The organism is Sphaerotilus mobilis, from assembly GCF_004216565.1.
GTDB classification, from domain to species: Bacteria; Pseudomonadota; Gammaproteobacteria; order Burkholderiales; family Burkholderiaceae_C; genus Sphaerotilus; species Sphaerotilus mobilis.
Genome location: NZ_SGWV01000014.1, coordinates 36380 through 53556 on the forward strand (window position 1 = coordinate 36380; position 17177 = coordinate 53556).

At 71.4% G+C, this 17177-nt stretch carries 15 protein-coding genes; 7 read left to right on the forward strand and 8 right to left on the reverse strand.

Features of this window, described 5'->3' with window-relative positions; genetic code table 11:
- Positions 1 to 71: 71 nt before the first annotated feature.
- From EV685_RS19865 to EV685_RS19875, 4 genes are all read right to left on the reverse strand, one after another.
- Positions 72 to 8735 (reverse strand): GH36-type glycosyl hydrolase domain-containing protein, encoded by an 8664-nt coding sequence (locus tag EV685_RS19865; RefSeq protein ID WP_242615695.1) that lies wholly within the window; start codon positions 8733 to 8735, stop codon positions 72 to 74.
- Between the two features lie 15 nt (positions 8736 to 8750).
- Entirely contained in the window at positions 8751 to 8996 is a 246-nt protein-coding gene (locus EV685_RS19870) for a hypothetical protein (RefSeq protein ID WP_130483812.1), read from the reverse strand.
- 13 nt (positions 8997 to 9009) lie between these two features.
- Positions 9010 to 9141: a hypothetical protein gene (locus EV685_RS21245; RefSeq protein ID WP_275938360.1), complete on the reverse strand. Its 132-nt coding sequence runs from the start codon at positions 9139 to 9141 to the stop codon at positions 9010 to 9012.
- Positions 9142 to 9247: 106 nt separating this feature from the next.
- Positions 9248 to 9943: a Crp/Fnr family transcriptional regulator gene (locus EV685_RS19875; RefSeq protein WP_130483860.1), complete on the reverse strand. Its 696-nt coding sequence runs from the start codon at positions 9941 to 9943 to the stop codon at positions 9248 to 9250.
- A 168-nt stretch (positions 9944 to 10111) separates the two neighbouring features.
- On the opposite strand from EV685_RS19875, the gene EV685_RS19880 reads away from it, so the two are divergent.
- From EV685_RS19880 to EV685_RS19900, 5 genes are all read left to right on the forward strand, one after another.
- Entirely contained in the window at positions 10112 to 10801 is a 690-nt protein-coding gene (locus EV685_RS19880; RefSeq protein ID WP_130483813.1) for a GGDEF domain-containing protein, read from the forward strand.
- The gene (locus EV685_RS19885) at positions 10737 to 11126 is read left to right on the forward strand and encodes a DUF1840 domain-containing protein (RefSeq protein ID WP_130483814.1); all 390 of its coding nucleotides are present in this window, start codon (positions 10737 to 10739) and stop codon (positions 11124 to 11126) included. The genes EV685_RS19880 and EV685_RS19885 overlap by 65 nt, the downstream gene beginning before the upstream one ends.
- Positions 11127 to 11370: 244 nt before the next feature.
- Complete coding sequence (locus tag EV685_RS19890; protein ID WP_130483815.1) at positions 11371 to 11691, forward strand: hypothetical protein; 321 nt, start codon at positions 11371 to 11373, stop codon at positions 11689 to 11691.
- 2 nt (positions 11692 to 11693) lie between these two features.
- Positions 11694 to 12164: a hypothetical protein gene (locus EV685_RS19895; RefSeq protein WP_130483816.1), complete on the forward strand. Its 471-nt coding sequence runs from the start codon at positions 11694 to 11696 to the stop codon at positions 12162 to 12164.
- Positions 12161 to 12490 carry a hypothetical protein gene (locus EV685_RS19900; RefSeq protein WP_130483817.1) on the forward strand — a complete coding sequence of 110 codons (330 nt, stop codon included), beginning with the start codon at positions 12161 to 12163 and terminating at the stop codon, positions 12488 to 12490. The genes EV685_RS19895 and EV685_RS19900 overlap by 4 nt, the downstream gene beginning before the upstream one ends.
- Positions 12491 to 12508: 18 nt before the next feature.
- Here EV685_RS19900 and EV685_RS19905 read toward each other — a convergent pair whose 3' ends face one another.
- Together EV685_RS19905 and EV685_RS19910 are read right to left on the reverse strand one after the other, a co-directional pair.
- On the reverse strand, positions 12509 to 13225 hold the full coding sequence (locus EV685_RS19905) for a Crp/Fnr family transcriptional regulator (RefSeq protein WP_242615696.1): 717 nt from the start codon (positions 13223 to 13225) through the stop codon (positions 12509 to 12511).
- A gap of 127 nt (positions 13226 to 13352) precedes the next feature.
- Positions 13353 to 14072 carry a Crp/Fnr family transcriptional regulator gene (locus EV685_RS19910; protein ID WP_130483819.1) on the reverse strand — a complete coding sequence of 240 codons (720 nt, stop codon included), beginning with the start codon at positions 14070 to 14072 and terminating at the stop codon, positions 13353 to 13355.
- 223 nt (positions 14073 to 14295) lie between these two features.
- Between EV685_RS19910 and EV685_RS19915 the strand changes: the two genes are divergently transcribed.
- The gene (locus EV685_RS19915; RefSeq protein WP_242615701.1) at positions 14296 to 14790 is read left to right on the forward strand and encodes a PaaI family thioesterase; all 495 of its coding nucleotides are present in this window, start codon (positions 14296 to 14298) and stop codon (positions 14788 to 14790) included.
- A 10-nt stretch (positions 14791 to 14800) separates the two neighbouring features.
- Here EV685_RS19915 and EV685_RS19920 read toward each other — a convergent pair whose 3' ends face one another.
- Entirely contained in the window at positions 14801 to 15607 is an 807-nt protein-coding gene (locus tag EV685_RS19920) for a metallophosphoesterase family protein (protein WP_130483821.1), read from the reverse strand.
- Positions 15604 to 16569, reverse strand: a complete 966-nt coding sequence (locus tag EV685_RS19925; protein WP_130483822.1) for a diacylglycerol/lipid kinase family protein — start codon at positions 16567 to 16569, stop codon at positions 15604 to 15606. The genes EV685_RS19920 and EV685_RS19925 overlap by 4 nt, the downstream gene beginning before the upstream one ends.
- 204 nt (positions 16570 to 16773) lie before the next feature.
- On the opposite strand from EV685_RS19925, the gene EV685_RS19930 reads away from it, so the two are divergent.
- The gene (locus tag EV685_RS19930) at positions 16774 to 17115 is read left to right on the forward strand and encodes an HPF/RaiA family ribosome-associated protein (RefSeq protein WP_130483823.1); all 342 of its coding nucleotides are present in this window, start codon (positions 16774 to 16776) and stop codon (positions 17113 to 17115) included.
- Positions 17116 to 17177: the final 62 nt, after the last annotated feature.

Consider the following 17177-nt stretch of genomic DNA (forward strand, 5'->3'; position numbering starts at 1 on the left):
CGGCGTGGCCGCTGGGAAGCATGACGCTACACCCGCACGACTCGCTTCGCGAGCAGCGGCTGGGCTCTGCGTCACTCGCGCCGGTCGATCCGGTAGCGGCAATGGCCTTGCAAGCCCTGCCAGGCCACAAGCTGTCCGGTTGCCAGGTCCGTGACGTCGCCCTGGAGCGTCGCTGTGGTGCTTTCGGCCGGCCTCTGCCGGATGGCGATGTGCAGCGTCAGGCTGCCGCGCGTGAGCGACAGCTCGGCGCTGGGCCAGTGCGAGGGCAGGCTGGGCGAGACCGAGAAGCCCGTCGCGTCCATCTGCAGGCCGAAGATCGATTCGATCGCCGCGCGGTGCATCCAGCTCGCGCTGCCGGTGTACCAGCTCCAGCCGGCTCGGCCAGCGTATGGCGCCTGGCTGTAGACGTCGCCGGCCATGGCGTAGGGCTCAGCCCCGTAGAGGGGGCCCAACACCGGGTCGGCGCTTCGGTGCGCCGGGCTGAGGTGGACCCAGCTGCGCCAGGCTGCGTCGGCGTGTTCGCGGGCCGCCACCGGATCGGTGGGCCGCAGACGCCGCGCCAGCGCGGCCTGCGCCATCAGGGCCCAGACCCCGGCATGCGAGTACTGGCCGCCGTTCTCGCGCACGCCGCTCGGGTAAGCCTGGATGTAGCCGGGGCTGGGTTCGGACTGGGCGAAAGGCGGATCGAGCAGCCGCACCAGCCCATGCACCGGGTCAACCAGGTGGCGCTGCGCGGCGGCCATCGCGGCGAGCTGGCGGTCGATCGGCGTCACGTCGGCGAACACCGACCAGGCCTGGGCGATCAGGTCGATGCGGGCCTCGGCGTTGCCGCTGGCGCCCAGCGGCGAGCCGTCGTCGAAGAAGGCGCGCCGGTACCACTGGCCGTCCCATGCCGGGCCGTCGAGCGCGGCGATCCAGCCGGTCAGCGCGTCCTGCCAGCGGTCGACCCGGACGGTGTCGCCTCGACCACGCGCGATCGGGATGAAGTCGCGCACCACGCAGCAGAGGAACCAGGCCAGCCAGACCGACTCGCCACGGCCTTCGTGGCCGACCCGGTTCATGCCGTCGTTCCAGTCGCCGCTGCCCATCAGCGGCAGGCCGTGCGCACCCGTGCCTAGGCTGCGGTCGATGGCGCGGGCGGCGTGTTCGTAGACGCTGGCGGTTTCGCTGCTGGCGTGGGGCGTCTCGTAGAGATCCTCGGCGCCCTCTGGGATCTCGCCACCGACCAGGAAGGGCACGCGCTGGTCAAGCAGGCCGTCGTCGCCGATGCGGGCGAGGTGGTGCGCACAGGCGTGTGGCAGCCACAGCAGGTCGTCGGAGAAGCGCGTGCGCACCCCCGCGCCGCCCGGTGCGTGCCACCAGTGCTGCACGTCGCCGGCGGCGTACTGGCGCGAGGCGCACCGCAGGATCTGCTGGCGCAGCAGCGACGGGGCCGACCAGGCCAGCGCCAGGGCGTCCTGCAGTTGGTCACGGAAGCCGGTCGCACCGCCGGCCTGGGCGTGGCCGGCCTTGGCCCAGAGCCGACAGGCCACCGTCTGGTAGAGCAACCAGCGGTTGACCAGCGCGTCGAACAGCGGATCGGGCGTGCGCACCTCGACCGCGCCGAGCAGCGTGTCCCAGCGCGTCAAGGCGCTGTCCTGGCGCACGGCGGGGCTGACCTCGACGGCGGACTGCGCGAGCGCCAGCGCCGCCTCGGGCGTGTCGCCGTGGCCGATCAGGAAGACCCGCTCGACCTGTTCGCCGGGCGCGAGGTCGATGTCGATGGACAGCGCCGCGCACGGGTCCAGGCCCGCGCCGCTGCGCCGGCCCAGGGCGTCGGGCAGTACCAGCCGGCCGTCGTCGTCGATGAACTCGCGCCGGTCGCAGGTCCAGTCTGGACGCGATGCGCCGGGCTGCATCGTGAGGAAGGCGGTGGCGCCGCCGAATCCGTCGGCCTGCTCGGCCTGGGTCGCCAGCAGGACGGTCTGGCGCCCGGTCTGACGCACCGCCTGGAGTGGCCCGGTCAACACGGTGCTGAAGGCATGCACCGCCGTGACGACGCTGGCCCGGTCGCTGCGGCGCGCGCCCAACAGCCACTCGACCAGGCCGACCAGGCGCAGTGCCAGCGGCCGGCCGTCCGAGCCGCTGCCACGGGGATGGCCGTGGTGTGCCAAGGTGACGCGGACCTGCTTGATGGAGAGGTCGGCATCGACGCACCAGGTCGCGCCGATGTGCAGTTCCTGGCCGTCGTGTTCGATGCAATGCTCGATGCGGCTGCTGCCCTGGCCGTGGCCGATCCGGTAGAGCGCCTGGGCGTCGCCCCATGCCGAAGGCGCCACGCTCCAGCAACGGCCGCTGTCACGCAGCTGCAGCAAGAACCACTCGCCCGGCGGGTCCGCCACGGCGTCGTTGGACCAGGCGGTGATCTGGTGCAGCCGGCTGTTGGTGGCCCAGGTGCTGCCCGCACCACTCTCGCTGTGCAGGCAGCCGAAGTCGGGGTTGGCCAGCACGTTGATCCAGGGCCGCATCGGTCGCAGGAGCGGGCCGACGTCGAAGCGGAACTCACCGCTGTCGGGCTCGACATGGCCGGTGGTCGGGACCCAGGCGGTCCGGGCAGCGCCATGGCCGACCGCAAGGCTCGCCACGCGGCGCCGCAGGGCGCGGTCGCGGTCGTGTTGCAGCAGCCATTCCTGAACGTGGTGCAGCAGCGGCCGGCCGTCGCTGACGAGGCTCACCCGGGCGCCGCTGCGCAGCGTCTGGCGATCGCATGTGTCGAGGTCATTGGCGTGCACCAGGTGGATCGCCGTGCGGCTGGTCTGACCCGGCACGGCCGTGTCGGCACCGTGGCGCTCGGCCAGGGCCTTCAGCTCGTGGTGCAGGGTCATGTGGTACGACGCCAGCTCGGTGTCGATCACGATCAGGTCGCAGGCCACGCCCGCCCAGGACCAGCCCCGCAGCGCCTGTGCCAGCGTGCGCACCAGCCCCAGCCCGGCCAGCGCGCCGACGCTCACCAGGATCCACGGCCGGTCGCCGGAGATGCCCAAGCGCCACAAGCGGCGGCGGTCGCGTGGGTCCAGGCTGTCGTCTGGCAAGCCGACGTGCTCGTCACCCGCGCCTGTTCCCGCGCCCGTTCCCGCGCCCATGACGGCGACATCGGTCTGCCAGCGGCTCAGCGTCGACACCAGCGCGGTGGTCAGCGCCTGCACCGCCGCGACCGATTCCGCGCCCATCGCCAGGCTGCGCAGCCGGATGCCCGCCAGCGTGGACGACATCAGTGAGGCGCGCCGCACATGCTCGTGCTGGCGGTACTTGTCGACCATCGCCAGCACGGTCGCCGCCTGGGTGGCGATGGCGGTGGCAAAGGTCACGCGCGCCTTGCCGTGGGCGGGGATGCGCAGGGTGGTGGCCAGCACGCAGACCGGGTCCAGCCCGGTGTCCAGCGTGCGCTCGTCCGGTCCGGCACGCTGCAGCAGGCCTTGCGGGCGGTCGACGCGGCCGGGCCGGCCCAGCCAGGCCAGCCGGCTGGTCTGGACCCCCAGGGCCAGCGGCGCGGGCTCGCAGGCGGCCAGGAAGTGGGCCAGGTGCACGGGCGACTCCTGCACCAGCCGGGCCTTGCGTTCGAACAGCAGCGCGCGGGTTGCCGGCCGCCAGCGGGCGCTGACAAAGAGGTTGCCGAAGGCCGGGTGGGCCTCGTCGGCGCGCGGGTCGGCCAGGCTGATGTCGAAGGCCGACAGCAACTCGATCTCGATGGCCATGTCGCTCAGGTTGCGCCATTCGACCTGCCGGAACTCGATGTCGTCCTCGGGGCTGACCCAGACCGTGGTCTGCGCCTGCAGGTCCGGCCATTCGGCCTCGAAGGTGACGCGGTCGGCATGGAAGACGCTGCGGTAGACCGCTTGCGGATCGGGTGCCGGATGGGCGGTCAGCGAGACCAGTCCGGCCGGGCCCGACGGGGTTGCGGGCGGTGTTGGCGCCGGCCCCACCAGCTCCTGCGCCAAGCGTTCCAGCAGCCCGGCCGGCTCGGGCGCTGGTGCGGCCCGTCGCAGGTAGAGGAAGCTGCCGTGGGCATCGCGCAGCGCATCGTCGCGCTCGCGGTGGATGGCGACCGTGTCCCAGTGGCCGGTGCCGCAGCCGTTGGCCCGCAGCGTGATGCCGAGCCGGCCGTTGCCAAAGGCATGGGTGGGCTCGACCGCCGATGCGCCGGGCAGAACCTCGCGGAACAGCACCGGCGCGCGCACCTCGGCCGCGGGCGATGCCGGCAACGCGGGCGGCGCTGACAGCGACGAGACCTCGCGCGGCGGCTGCTCGTGCAGCAGCGAGGCCACCGCATCCAGGTGCGGATCGGCCATGCCCCAGCGCTGCGCCAGGCCGTCCAGCAGCACGTTGGCCAGCGCAACGATGGTCATGCCTTGGTGGTGGGCCATGAAGGTGGCGACCGGCGTGGCGCGGGTCTGGCCGCTTTCCAGCACGGTCAGCCGGGTGGGGGTGTGGTCCAACGCGTCGACGAAGCCGCAGGCGCCGCGGGCGGACAGGTCTTCGAGCGCCATCAGGTTCAGGCAAGCCAGGTGCGGCACCAGCTGCGCGGCCAGCGCGCTGGCGTAGGGCGCCACGACCAGCTCGTCGGGCGGCGTGCGGCGCAGGGCCAGACGGGGCACGCCTTGGGGCGCGTACTGGTAGGTCAGCGTGTGGTCACGTCCGGCGTGGGCGCATTCGGAGATGCCCCAGGGCACGTGGTGCGCCTGGCCGTAGGCGATCTGCTCGCGGATGGCTGAGTCGCAGGCTTCGCGCAGCACGCTGCCTTGGGGTTCGGCGAGCACCAGCGTGGGCATCAGGTACTCGAACATCGAGCCCGACCACGACCGCAGCGCGCAGCGGCTGCCCAGCGCATAGAACGGCCGGCCGAGCGCCGCCCAGTGCGCCACCGGCACGTCGCCCTTGGCGATGGCCAGCAGGCTGGTCAGGCGCGATTCCGAGGCCAGCAGGTCGTAGAAGCCGGCATCGAGCTGCTGTTCGGCGACCCGGTAGCCAATGTGCAGCAGGCGCCGCTTGCGGTGGTGCAGGAAGGCGAAGTCGGCCTCCCAGGCGAGCCGCTGGCAGCGTGCGGACAACGTCGTCAGGCGCGCCGCCAGCGCCGAGCGCTGTGCGACGGGCCAGGGCTCGGGCAACTCGTCCAGGCAGGCCTGGGCGACCGCCAGCAGGTGGCTGCAGAGGTTGCCGCTGTCCACCGTCGAGACGTACATCGGCAGCAGCGGCGTGGCCTGCGCGGTGTCGTACCAGTTGAGGAAATGGCCGCGGTGGCGCGCCAGCCGGTCGAGCGTGTCGAGGGTGGCCTCCAGCCGGCTGGCCAGCTCGGCCGAGTCGATCCAGCCGAAGGACCGGGCGCAAGCCGCGCTCAGCAGGTAGAGGCCGATGTTGGTTGGCGAGGTGCGCCGGGCCACCACGTCCTGCGGATCGGTCTGCAGGTTGTCGGGTGGCAGGTGGTGGTCGGCCGGGCCAACGCAGCGCTCGAACAGCCGCCAGCTGTCGCGCGCCACGCCGTGCAGGTAGTGACGCCCGGTCGTCGACAGGGCCAGGGCCTCGCGGCGTGGACGCGGACGGCTGACCCAGCGGGTCCAGACGGGTGTGCCCAGCCAGGCCAGCGACCAGCCGATCGCCCAGGCTGCGGCGCTGGCCTGTCCCTTGCCGGCACCCCCGGGCGCGCAACCCAGCCAGGCCGGTGCCGCCAGGACCAGCCCCGTGGCTCCTAGCATGACCACGGCCAGCGCCGAAGCTGGCGCATGGGTGACGACCAGGTCGCGCAGATGCAGGCTGGCACGTGACTGCGCGCTGGGCAGCCACTGCAGCAGGTGACGCCGGCTGACCAGCAGCCGGTGCAGCGCGCGCAGCACGGCGTCCAGCCCGTCAAGCGCATGCTGCTGCAACATCGCCAGATGCCACAGGCCACCGCCGGCCACCCGCAGCAGGTCGTCGCCGACATGGCGCAGGTGGTGTCGCCAGGCGTGGCTGGTGTCGCTGGGCACGGCTGCGGCCAGGGCGCCCAGCAACGGTCCGGCCGTGAAGGCGGCCAGGGCCAGCCACAGCGCCGCCGCCGGGCCGAGGGCACGCATCGCGCCGTCGCCATCGAGGGCCGTCAGGGCCATGCCCACGCTCAGCACGACCAGCGCCCAGGTGGCAGGCGCGACCAGCGAGCGGCGCAGGTTGTCGACCATCTTCCAGCGGTTGACCGCCTTCATCGGGTAGCGGCCCGGGCGCAACAGGATGGGCAGCAATTGCCAGTCGCCACGGGTCCAGCGGTGCAGCCGGGCGGCGGCCAGGTCGGCGTGGAAGGGCGCTTCCTCGATCAGCGCGATGTCGCTGACCAGCGCGCAGCGCGCCAGCGAGCCTTCCAGCAGGTCGTGGCTCAGCACCTGTCCGTCCGGCAGGCGCCCGGCCAGCACGGCAAACATGGCAGCGACGTTGAGCAGGCCCTTGCCGCTGAAGGTGCCCTCGTCGTGCACGTCCTGGTAGACCTCGGACGAGGCCGCGCTGTACGGGTCCAGCCCGCATTGGCCGGCGAACAGGGCATGGAAGGGCGTGACCGCATCGGCTTGCGGCAGCGGTGTGGCCACGCGCGGCTGCAGGATGCCGTAGCCGCGCACCACCCGGCGCCCGCTGGCGTCGAGCTGCGGCGCGTTGGCCGGATGCGCGGCGATGCCCACCAGCTCGCGCAGCCGGCCCGGCGGCAGTTGCGTGTCGCTGTCGAGCGTGACCAGGTGGCGCGTGAACGCCGTCGGACGCGACAGCGCGCCCAGGTCAACGAAGGCCGAGACATCGCCCGTGGCCAGCGCCTGCACCAGTTGTTCGAGCTTGCCGCGCTTGCGCTCCCAGCCGATCCAGGCCTGTTCGCTGGCGCTGTGCGTGCGCGGCCGGTGCAGCAGCAGGAAGGTCGGCGATGGCGGATTGGTTGCGCAGGGCTCGGTGCTGACGGCCGGCGGATGCAGCCGGTTCAGCGCCTCGATGCCCGCGCGAGCGGCGCTCAGCTGGTCGGCGTCGGCTGGCAAGCTGGCGCTGGCCGCGTCGGGCCAGTCGGTCAGCAGGGCGAACTGGGCATGGGCTTCCGGATTGGCCAGATGGTGTCGGCGCAGGCCGCGCAGCTGCGCGGCGAGCGTCGCCGCGTCGCCCAGCATCGTCGGCACCACCACGAGCACGCGCTGGCTGGCCGGCAGGCCCCGGGCATAGGCGCAGCGCGGCAGGCGGCGAGGGCGGGTCGACTCGCTGATCAGCCGGTGGATCACCGCGATCACGGCCTCCGAGGCCGGGAAGGCCATCAACGCGGCGAACACGGCGGCCAGTGCCATGCTGGCACTGCTGCCGGCCGGGCCGAGGGGCGTGACAGGCATGAAGGGCAACAGCCAAGCCACCAGCGTCACGCTGCCGCCGGCCACCGTCGCCAGATAGGCCGGCAGGGCCAGCTTGGGCGCGAGACGGCGCCAGATGGCGGCGACCGGTTCGCGCAGGCCGAGCGCGCGCACCAGCGCCGGCCGACCGTCACCCGTCAGCCAGTGGCTGGCCAGCGTCAGGCGCACGTCGTGCGGGTCCTCAGGCGTCCGCATCCGGTCGAGCAGGGTGCGCGCCACGGCGGCCTCGTCGTGTCCGCTGCGGCGGGCCAACTGCTCGATGCCGTGCAGGGTCAGATCGCGGCTGGCGCTGTCCTCGGCCTCGAACACCGGCGAGGCCAGCATGGCCTGCATCAGCACACTGGTGCGGCCGATCAGGTCCGGCCAGTCGGCATCGGCCACCGCTCGCAGCGAGCGCACCGCATTGCTGACACTGAGGTTGTCGGCCGTCTGGTCGGCGCGCTGCTGTTCCAGCAGCACGGCCGGTTGCGGCAGCACCCGCTGCAGCCAGCTGCGGTGGCGGCTGGCCGGGTGCAGGCTGCCGGAACTGCCGATGTCGTGCAGCCGTTGCGCCATCTGGGCCAGGAAGGCCGCACCGGCGCCGCGCCGGTTCAGCCGTGCCAGCAGCGGGTCCAGCCAGGTCGAGCTGTCCGGGCCGTGGCCGCCGTCCGGCGCATGGCCGATGTGGTCACAGCAGCGGTTGGCCAGCTCGCGGGCGGCCTTGTTGGTGGCGACCCGTTCGGCCAGGCGGCGCAGGTTTTCGATGAGCACCACCCGCAGCGTGGTGGGCAGGGCCCACAGCTCGCGCAGGCTCAGCGGACGGGTCTCCTGGTAGGCGTTCAGGAAGTGGACCAGCAGGTCCTCGTCGAAGGCGCCGTCGGTGTGGGCCACATGGGCCCAGGCCACGCCATAGATGCGCGGCAGGCCGGCCAGCGGCGGATCGACCAGCACCGGCAGGCTGCGGAAGTAGCGCCTCGGCAGGCCGTCGTGCACGGCCTGGAGCTGGGCCTCGATCAGGTGGAAGTTGTCGAGCAGCCATTCGGCCGCCGGGCTGACGTCATGGCCGGTGGCGGCCTGGGTGCCGATGAAGTCGTGCGCCTGTCGCAGCACCCGCACGTTGCTCTTCAAGCGAGGCACGAAGGTGGGCGTGAAGACCGCCGCCAGCGCCCGCCACGGCGCCAGCGGACGGTCGGCCGGCGGCAGGATGCGGTGGGTCACACCCAGGCTGCGGCCGTGCTGGGCGAAACGCTCGCGGCCGAACAGCTCGGCCCGGATCGGTGGCAGCAGCAGCCCCGGGCTGGCCTCGCTGCCATCGAGCATGGCAGACAACGCGGGTGGCACCCCGCCAGGGACCAGCCGCCACCACGCGAGGTCGGCCACCGCTCAGGCCATCGCTCAGGCCACCAGCGACAACAGCAGGGCCAGCCCGGCCAGCGTGATCAGGCTGGTGACGACATGCCCGGCGGCATAGCCGGTGATGCCAGCCAGGACGCAGTGCAGCCCGAACCAGCGACCCTTCAGGTGGGCGCAGACCCGCAGGTGTTCGCCCAGCGCCTTCAACTCGCCCGGCGAGGTTGCGCCGTCGTCGCCTTCGCAGGCGGTGCTCCAGGTTGGCGCGTGGGCGTGGGGAAGGTCGGCCATCATGGCCGTGCCTTCAACGTCGACCCTTGGTGCGTTCGGCCGGCGCGTGCATCACGACCGGCGCGCTGGCCGTCGGGACGACCACCCGGGCCGGGTCCTTCTTGGGCTTCTTCGCTTCCTTGTTGCCGCGCTGTGACTTGGACATCGGGACCTCCTGGGCCTTGTACGTGGATCGGTCCTGGCGTTCTACACGGCGGTATCGGCGCTGTCGGTGCGCTGCCGTACACAGCCCACGCAGAGCACCAGGACGGTCAGCGCCTCGGCCGGGCCGGCAACAGGCGCGCGTACTCGCGCCGCACCACGTCGTAGCACTCGCAGCTGCGTCGCTCCAGAGCGGCCCGGTCCAGCACCGTGATCTGGCCGCGCCGGTAGCGGATCAAGCCGGCGGCTTGCAGGTCCAGCGCCGTGGCGGTGATGCCCTCGCGGCGCACGCCCAGCGCGCCGGCGATCTGCTCCTGGGTGAGGGTCAGCGCCATGCGGTCCAGCCGATCGAGGTTTTGCAAAAGCCAGCGGCAGAGCTGCTGGTCCAGCGTGTGATGGCGGATGCAGACGGCCGTCTGCGCCATCTGGGCGATGGCCGCCTGGGCGTAGCGCAGCAGCAGGTGCATCACGTCGCGGGATCGCTCGAAGGTTTCCAGCATCACGGTTGCCGGCAGGCGGCAGGCCAGGCCCGGGCTGAGGACCACCGCGCGGCTAGGCGTTGATGCGCCGCCCATGAACAGCGCCATGCCGATCAGGCCCTCTCGGCCAACCTGCGCGATCTCGGTCGAACTGCCGTTGTGGAGCACTTGCCGAACCGAGACGATGCAGGTGAACGGGAACACCACATGGGCGGGTCGCTCGCCGGGCTGGTAGAGCACCTGGCCTGCCGTCAGCTCGATGTCCTCCAGCCTGTCCTGCCAGCGCAGGTAGTCCGCTTCGGGCAGGGCAGCCAGCAGGCCATTCATCAGGTGGAGGTCGGAAATGGCGAGCACGGACTTCCTCGTGGGGGCGCGTGACAGCGTGCGCCAGCGCACCGAGTGTGCGCCCAACGGGCCCGGACCAGGTCGATACCGCCCGGCTCATCTGTGTGCCAGCGCACCGACGCCGCCAGCCATCGCTGGCCCACTGTGGCCATGACGCCGCTGCCCGCACCCGTCGAGTCCGATCTGGCCACGCTGAACCGGCAGGTCCGCATCCTTGTGCACCGCCTGGTCGAGCTGGAGCACCTGAACGCCCAGTTGCGCCAGCAGGCCCATCACGACCTGCTGACCGGGCTGCCCAACCGCCGCCTGTTGGCCGATCGGCTGGGCGTGGGCATGGCACGAGCCCGCCGCAGCCGCCGTCCGCTGGCGGTGTGTTGCTTGGATCTCGACGGCTTCAAGGCGATCAATGACCAGCACGGTCATGCCGCTGGCGATGTCGTGCTGGTGGCCATCGCGCGCCGGCTCGAACAGATCGTGCGCGCCGAGGAGACGGTGGCCCGGGTCGGTGGTGACGAGTTCGTGCTCTTGCTGGACCTCGATCAAGCCGGCGACTTGCCGCCCGTGCTGGCCCGCGTGCGCGCGGCCGTGCAGGCACCGGTTGACCTGGGCTGGCGAACCCTGCAGGTCTCGGCCAGCGTCGGCCATGTGTTTTATCCCGGGCTGGGCGGCGACGACGTCGATGGCGACACCTTGCTCCGGCAAGCCGACCGCGCCATGTACCGCGCCAAGAACCGGGTCCGCGATCCGATCCCACGACCCCCCACGGAGGCTCGCCATGCTCTACCTCTTCAAGTCGCCCGTGACGGCCGAGGTCCTGATGACCTCCGCCACGGCATCTGAACTGCTGCACCTGATCGGCAAGGACAGCGCGCCGCAAGGCATCGTGGTGCCGGAAGACCTGGCGCAGGCGATCCAGGCGCTGGAACGGGCGATCGGCGCAGACGAGGCCGGTCGGGGCGATGACGATGCTGGCGCGACGGATGCCGGCGCGGATGACGGCGCCGCGTCAGGCTCCGGCTCGGACGATGAACCGGTCAGCCTGCGTCGACGCGCCTGGCCGTTGCTGGACCAGCTGCGCCAGTCGGCCCGGCAACGCGTGCCGGTCGTCTGGGACACCCGCACGCTGCCATCGACCGTGCCGCTGCGAGCGGGTGGCTACGTCTAGCGGCAAACGTCAACGCCGGTGAGCAGCGCCCGAAGGTCGTGGTGACCGCCGGGTGCCGACCTGTCGGTGCGCCGGGACACGCTGGACCTGGCCGACGCGCCGTCGCCAGCGTGCGCCAGCGCACCGACGCCGGCAGCTGGCCGGATCAGCATGTGGACAGGCCCGGCCCCTGATACGTCACGCCGCCGAGCTGTCGCGCTGCCGGTCGACGGACGCGTTTTCCCCCCCCTGTGAAAGTCCCGCCATGTCTTCCGAACACGCATCCTTCTCGCAAGCCGCCGCCCAGGTCACCGATGCCTTGGTCGACGGCGCCGCCCGCATTGCCAACGGCGGTGCGCGTGTGCGTCCCGCCTTGCACGAACTGGCCGGCGGCATCGAGGATCTCGCCCACGAGGGCCTTGATGCCGCGCGAGAACGTGCCCGCAGCGCACGGCTGGCAGGCGCGAGCTACATCCGCGAGCAGCCGCTGCCGTCGCTGCTGCTGGCGGCCTCGGCCGGTGCTGCGCTGGTGCTGATCGGCGGCTGGCTGCTGCGCCCGCGCGGCGGCGACCACCGGGACCGTTGAACATGGCTGGGCACACCTCCTGGTTGTGGGTGACGTTGCGCCTCGTGTGGCGCCTCGTGTGGCGACAACCCGGTCTGCTCGTCGAGCACCTCGGCGCACATGGCACGCTGCTGGCGGCGGAGCTGGCGCTGTGGCTGCAGGCGCAGGAGCGCCGCCTGTGGCTGACGCTGCTGTCGTGCTTGCTGCTGGCCTGCGGCGTCGTGCTGGCCGGCATGGCCGCGATGCTGTCGGCCTTCTGGTGGCTGATGCCCGGACGGTGGCCTGTCGAGGCTGGCCTGTCCCTTGGCATGCCGTTGCCTGTGCTGCTGTGGCTGCTGGCGGTGCCCTTGTTGCCCCTGCTGGCCGCCGGTTTGGCCTGGCAGGCCGCGCGACGGCAGGCGTCGCGCCCCGCTTTCGACACCATCGGTGCCCAACTGGCTGCTGACGTGGCAGCCTGGCGCGAGGCGGTCGATGCAGCCGGAGCACAGCCATGAGGGCTACCCCCTTGCCCACGGCCACGTCGCGTGTCGATCAGGCTGTCGCGCGGCTGGCAGCGAGCCGCTTGCGGGTGGCGTGTGTGCTGACCGATGCTCTGGCCCGTGAATCCTTTGAGGCCCTTGCGCCGATGCCGCTCGCGACGACCCGCGACGCGCTGCTGGGCTGGATCGGACACTGTGCCCTGTCCGTCCTGCAGGACTGGCTGCAACGCCACCCGTGGCGGGCGGCCGGCGCGGCGGCCCTCGTGGGTGCCGGCCTGGCGGGTTGGATGGCACGGCCGCTGAAACGGACCGCCGGCGACTGCCCGGGCGTGTTCCGCTGACCGGGCGGCGAGGTCTGGTCAGCCCGTCGTCGCCCGGGTGGGTGCGTGCAGCGTCAACCGTTCAGCGGCGTAGCAGCTGCAGGCAACGGCTTCAAGCCCCGCACGGTCCTTCACTTCCAGCTCACCGCGGTGGTAGCGGATCAGGCCGCCTCGCTGCATCACGGCGGCGGCGCGCGTGACCCCGACACGTCGTACGCCCAGCATTTCCGCCATGAATGCCTGGGTCACGTGCAGGGGCGCGCCCTCGGCGCGGTCCAGGCTCATCAGCAGCCAGCGCGCCAGGCGCTGGTCGATCGGGTGTTCGTGCAGGCAGCCGGCCGAACGGGCGACCTGGGTCAACAGGCTGCAGACATAGCCGTCGAGCACGTTGCGCAGCGTCTTGCTGTGCTTGATCTCGCGGCGCAGTCGACGGGCGTCAAGGCGCCAGGCCAGGCCAGCGCCCTGCACCAGCCCTCGCCACGGCGCGACCGGCTGACCGAGCAGCAACGGCACGCCCAGCATGCCCTCGCGGCCGACCATGCCGATCTCCAGACCGGCGCCGCCCGGCACCTGCACCAGCAGCGAGATGAAACCGCTGCTCGGGAAGTGCACGTGTTCGAGGGTCTGGCCGACCTCGTGGAGGACATCACCGAATCGCAGTTCGATGCGTTCGCTGTGGGACAGCAGGCTGTCGCGCTCGGCCTCGGGCAGGCCATCGAGCAGCAGGTTGCAGGTGGGTACTTCGCAAGGGTGCACGGTGTCGCTGTCTCGGCGTGGCCCGGCCGGCTGACCGTGCGCACCACCGGCCGAGCATGGCCCCGGCTGGCGCGGCTGGCTGTACGCCAGCGCACACCGACGCTGCCGGCAGCGTGACATCCGGCGGCTAGATCGCGGTGCGGGCCGGCAGCAGCCGGTCGTACTCCTGCTTGACCACCGCATAACACTCGCAGGTGCGCGCCTCCAGCCCTGGCCGGTCCAGCACCTTGATGTGGCCGCGCGCATAGCGGATCAGGCCCAGCGTCTGCAACTTCAGCGCGGCCTCCGTGACGCCCTCGCGGCGCACGCCCAGCATGTTGGCGATCAGTTCCTGCGTCATCACCAGGTCCGTGCCTTCCAGCCGGTCCAGGCTCAACAGCAACCAGCGGCAGAGTTGCTGATCGAGCGAGTGATGGCGGTTGCACACGGCGGTCTGGGCCATCTGAGTGATCAGCGCCTGGGTGTAGCGCAGCAGCAGGTGCATCACCGGCAGTGCGCTGTTGAACTCGACCTTCAGGTCGGCCGCCCGCATGCGCCAGGCCTTACCGGCACTCTGCACGACGGCTCGGCTGGGCGTCGTCTCGCCACCCATGAACAGCGAGATGCCCACCACGCCCTCGAAGCCCACCACGCCGATCTCAGCAGAGGCACCGTTCTCCATCACGTAAAGCAGCGAGACGATCGCCGTGGTCGGAAAGATCACGTGCGACATCCGCGCCTCCGACTCCTGCACCACGGTGCCCAGCGGCAGGTCGATCGGCTCCAGCAAGGGTGCCCAGCGCTGCCAGATGTCCGCCGGCAAGGCGGCCAGCAGGTGGTTGTGGCGAGGCTCAAGGGTGTCCGACATCAAGAAGCTTTCATCGTTGAAGGCTGACGACGGTCCTCCTCGCCGCCGACTTTACGGGCCGGACCGGGCGCTCATCTGTGCGGTCGCGCACACTCCGCGCGCTGCGTCCGGCAAAACCTTCGCCTCAACAGGAGCCCCAGTCATGACGCCCCTTGACCCCCCTTCGACGCCGGACGAGACCCTCGCCCGCTGGAACCGGCAACTGGAAGACGTGCGCGCCACGATGCAGCGTGGCGGCGGTGGTCCGGGCCTCATCACCCCGGACCGCTTGGCCGGCATGACGGGCCTGCAGGCGCTGCAGGCGATGCTGGCGGGCGAGCTGCCGTATCCGCACATCGCCGACACGCTAGACTTCGCGCTGGTCGAGGTGGCGGAGGGCCGGGCAGTCTTCCAGGGCACGCCACAGCTCAAGCACTTCAACCCGATGGGTGGCGTACATGGCGGCTGGTATGCGACCTTGCTGGACTCGGCGCTGGGCTGCGCGGTGCACACGCGGATGCCGGCCGGGCGGGGCTACACCACCGCCGAACTGGGCGTGAACATCGTGCGTGCCGCCACGCTGAAGACGGGGCCTTTGCGTGCCGTCGGGCAGGTCCTCCACGTCGGTCGGCAGATGGCCACGGCCGAGGCCCGCATCGTCGGGCCCGATGGCAGGCTCTATGCCCATGCCACGACAACCTGCCTGGTGTTTGAGCTGCCAGGGGCGCGGCAGGCCTAACCATGGCGGCTCACGCCCGGGCCGTCCTGGCCGGCCGGATCTCGCTGGTCTTGGCGAGCCGCAAGCGCTGCTCGTCGCTCTGGTAGTCCCACTGCTCGATCCGGCAGCATCCGGGCGGCGCGTGCGCGCCCCAGCGCAGAAGGTTCACCGAATTGGGCGCGCCTTCGCGCACGCGAGACGACACGGCCGTGCCCGCCTGCACGGCCCACAGCGGCCGCGCCAGGCCTTGCAGCGGCATGACGAAGGGCAGGTGGATGTGACCACCGATGACGAGGTCGGCGCCCGCATCAGCCCAGCGCCGCAGCGCGGGCGCATGTCCGCGCAGCCGATGGCACTCGTCCTCGAGGCGTGTGACGGCAATGGGCTGGTGCACCACGACCACGCGCAGCTGCTCAGGGTCGGCGCGCGCCAACAGACGGGCCACCCGGTCGATCTGCTGCGCGTTGACCTCGCCATGTTTGTGGCGCCAGGGTCGGGTGGTGTTGACGCACACCGCCAGGAGTTCCGCAGAGCGGTAGACGGGTTCGAGGTCTGCACCGAAAGCGGCGCGGTAGCGCCCGTAAGGGTTGAGCAGGCGCGTCCACAGATCGAACAGCGGGATGTCGTGGTTCCCGGGCACCGCCAGCACGGGCACGCCAAGGCCATCCGTGAAGGCACGAGCGGCGCGGAACTGTGACGGTCGGGCCCGCTGCGTGATGTCGCCCGACAGCACGACCAGATCGGGCCGCTGCTGACGTGCCCATGACCTCAGGGCCTCCACGACGGGTGCCTGTTCGGTGCCGAAGTGCGGATCGGAGATTTGCAGCAAGAGGGTCATCCGCCGGACTCCCCGGGCTGCGGCGCCAGCAGGTAGAGCGGCTTGGCGAGCACGCGGAATGCCAGTGGCGCGCGCAGCGTCGTCACTTCGCCATCGAAGGCCACCTTCACCGTGCGGCGCCCGCGCGGCAGCGTCGGTCTGACCACCATGTGCTGGAACTCGAAGCGCTCCACCCCGGCAGCCTCGCCGAGTCGGCCCAGCGCCCCTCGCAGCATCAGCCCGAGCATCGGCAGCGTGCCGATGGGGCGCAGCATCAAGGCCCCCATGCTGCCGTCACCCGGCGTGCCGGCGACGGTGTCGTCAGGCTCGGCGCCAAGCTGCTGCAGTTGCAGCCGGTTGTTGCCCACGAAGAGGGTCAGGGTCTGGACGTCGCGCGACCGGCCGCCCATCTCGATGTGCACGCGCAGCCTGGCTGACGCACGCAGCAGCGTCGCGCCGGCCGCGACGAACGCCACCCAGCGGCTGCGACCGAAACGGGCCTTGTAGGCTTCGCGGTCCTCCAGCAGTTCCGGATAGAGCCCGAGGCTGGCGTTGACGAGGAACACACTTTCATTGACACCCGCCACCTGCACCGGGACGGGCGTCGACCGCAGCAGTTGGTGGACCGCCTCGCTGGGGTCGACGGGTATGCCGTGCGTGCGCGCAAAGTAGTTGAAGGTGCCCTGCGGCACCACACCCATGGCGCAGCCTGCGGCATGAGCGGCCTGCGCCACCGCATTGAGCGTGCCATCGCCACCGACGGCGACGACGGCCGTGCGGCTGACGATGGCCCTTGCCGCCGCCTGCTGCGACACGCGTGTCAACTCGGCCGGGCTGCAGAACTGCACGTCACCGCGTCGCCCGGCCGCGCGCAGCGCCGCTTCGATGACCTGTCGCTTGGCCTGCGCGTCGCTGCTGCCCGCCGCCGCATTGACGATGAACTGCAGCGCCGACGTGGGGTCGATGACCGGGATGTTGTCCATGGCCTCAGGTGTTTTCAGGTCCTTCTTGTCGGGAAGATCGAGGCGGACGATCCGGATCGTGGCGCCTCAAAGCGCCGAAGTCTGGGACCGAAACGCCGTTTGCGCACTCAGCTTCGACCGATGTCCGAGTTCCTGAAATGCTGCTTTTTCAGAACCACGAGGCACCCGACATTTCCGTCGTCCTTCACCCGATGGAGATCCGAGATGCAAGTGCTTTTCAAGTCCCGACACCCGCAAGCCACCGACTTGCGCGACCTGACCGAACGCCGCGTGCGCTTCGTGCTTCGACGCCTGGGCTGGCTCGTGCCCCGCGCCGAGGTGCAGATGTCGGATGTGAACGGACCGCGCGGCGGCATCGACAAGCGCTGCCAGGTCGAACTCCGGACCGATGGCGCCGGGTCTGTCGTCGTCACCTCCGTCGCCAGCGACTGGCGCACGGCGCTCGACAACGCGCTGGCCCGCGCGGCGCGCTTCCTGATGCGCCTGTGGCGCCGGGGCCATGACACCCGCCGCATGCGCCAACGCGTCATCGGCCACGAACGCTGACCAGCGGATGCCACGCGGACATGCGGTGCCTCACCGACCCGGGCAGGTGTGAAGATCAGGAT

Bases quoted from the DNA above. Each gene is read 5' to 3' on its own strand.
- EV685_RS19870 (WP_130483812.1), bottom strand. From the start codon at position 8,996: ATGGCCGACCTTCCCCACGCCCACGCGCCAACCTGGAGCACCGCCTGC.
- EV685_RS21245 (WP_275938360.1), bottom strand. From the start codon at position 9,141: ATGTCCAAGTCACAGCGCGGCAACAAGGAAGCGAAGAAGCCCAAGAAG.
- EV685_RS19875 (WP_130483860.1), bottom strand. From the start codon at position 9,943: ATGAATGGCCTGCTGGCTGCCCTGCCCGAAGCGGACTACCTGCGCTGG.
- EV685_RS19880 (WP_130483813.1), top strand. From the start codon at position 10,112: ATGACGCCGCTGCCCGCACCCGTCGAGTCCGATCTGGCCACGCTGAAC.
- EV685_RS19885 (WP_130483814.1), top strand. From the start codon at position 10,737: ATGCTCTACCTCTTCAAGTCGCCCGTGACGGCCGAGGTCCTGATGACC.
- EV685_RS19890 (WP_130483815.1), top strand. From the start codon at position 11,371: ATGTCTTCCGAACACGCATCCTTCTCGCAAGCCGCCGCCCAGGTCACC.
- EV685_RS19895 (WP_130483816.1), top strand. From the start codon at position 11,694: ATGGCTGGGCACACCTCCTGGTTGTGGGTGACGTTGCGCCTCGTGTGG.
- EV685_RS19900 (WP_130483817.1), top strand. From the start codon at position 12,161: ATGAGGGCTACCCCCTTGCCCACGGCCACGTCGCGTGTCGATCAGGCT.
- EV685_RS19910 (WP_130483819.1), bottom strand. From the start codon at position 14,072: ATGTCGGACACCCTTGAGCCTCGCCACAACCACCTGCTGGCCGCCTTG.
- EV685_RS19915 (WP_242615701.1), top strand. From the start codon at position 14,296: ATGCAGCGTGGCGGCGGTGGTCCGGGCCTCATCACCCCGGACCGCTTG.
- EV685_RS19920 (WP_130483821.1), bottom strand. From the start codon at position 15,607: ATGACCCTCTTGCTGCAAATCTCCGATCCGCACTTCGGCACCGAACAG.
- EV685_RS19925 (WP_130483822.1), bottom strand. From the start codon at position 16,569: ATGGACAACATCCCGGTCATCGACCCCACGTCGGCGCTGCAGTTCATC.
- EV685_RS19930 (WP_130483823.1), top strand. From the start codon at position 16,774: ATGCAAGTGCTTTTCAAGTCCCGACACCCGCAAGCCACCGACTTGCGC.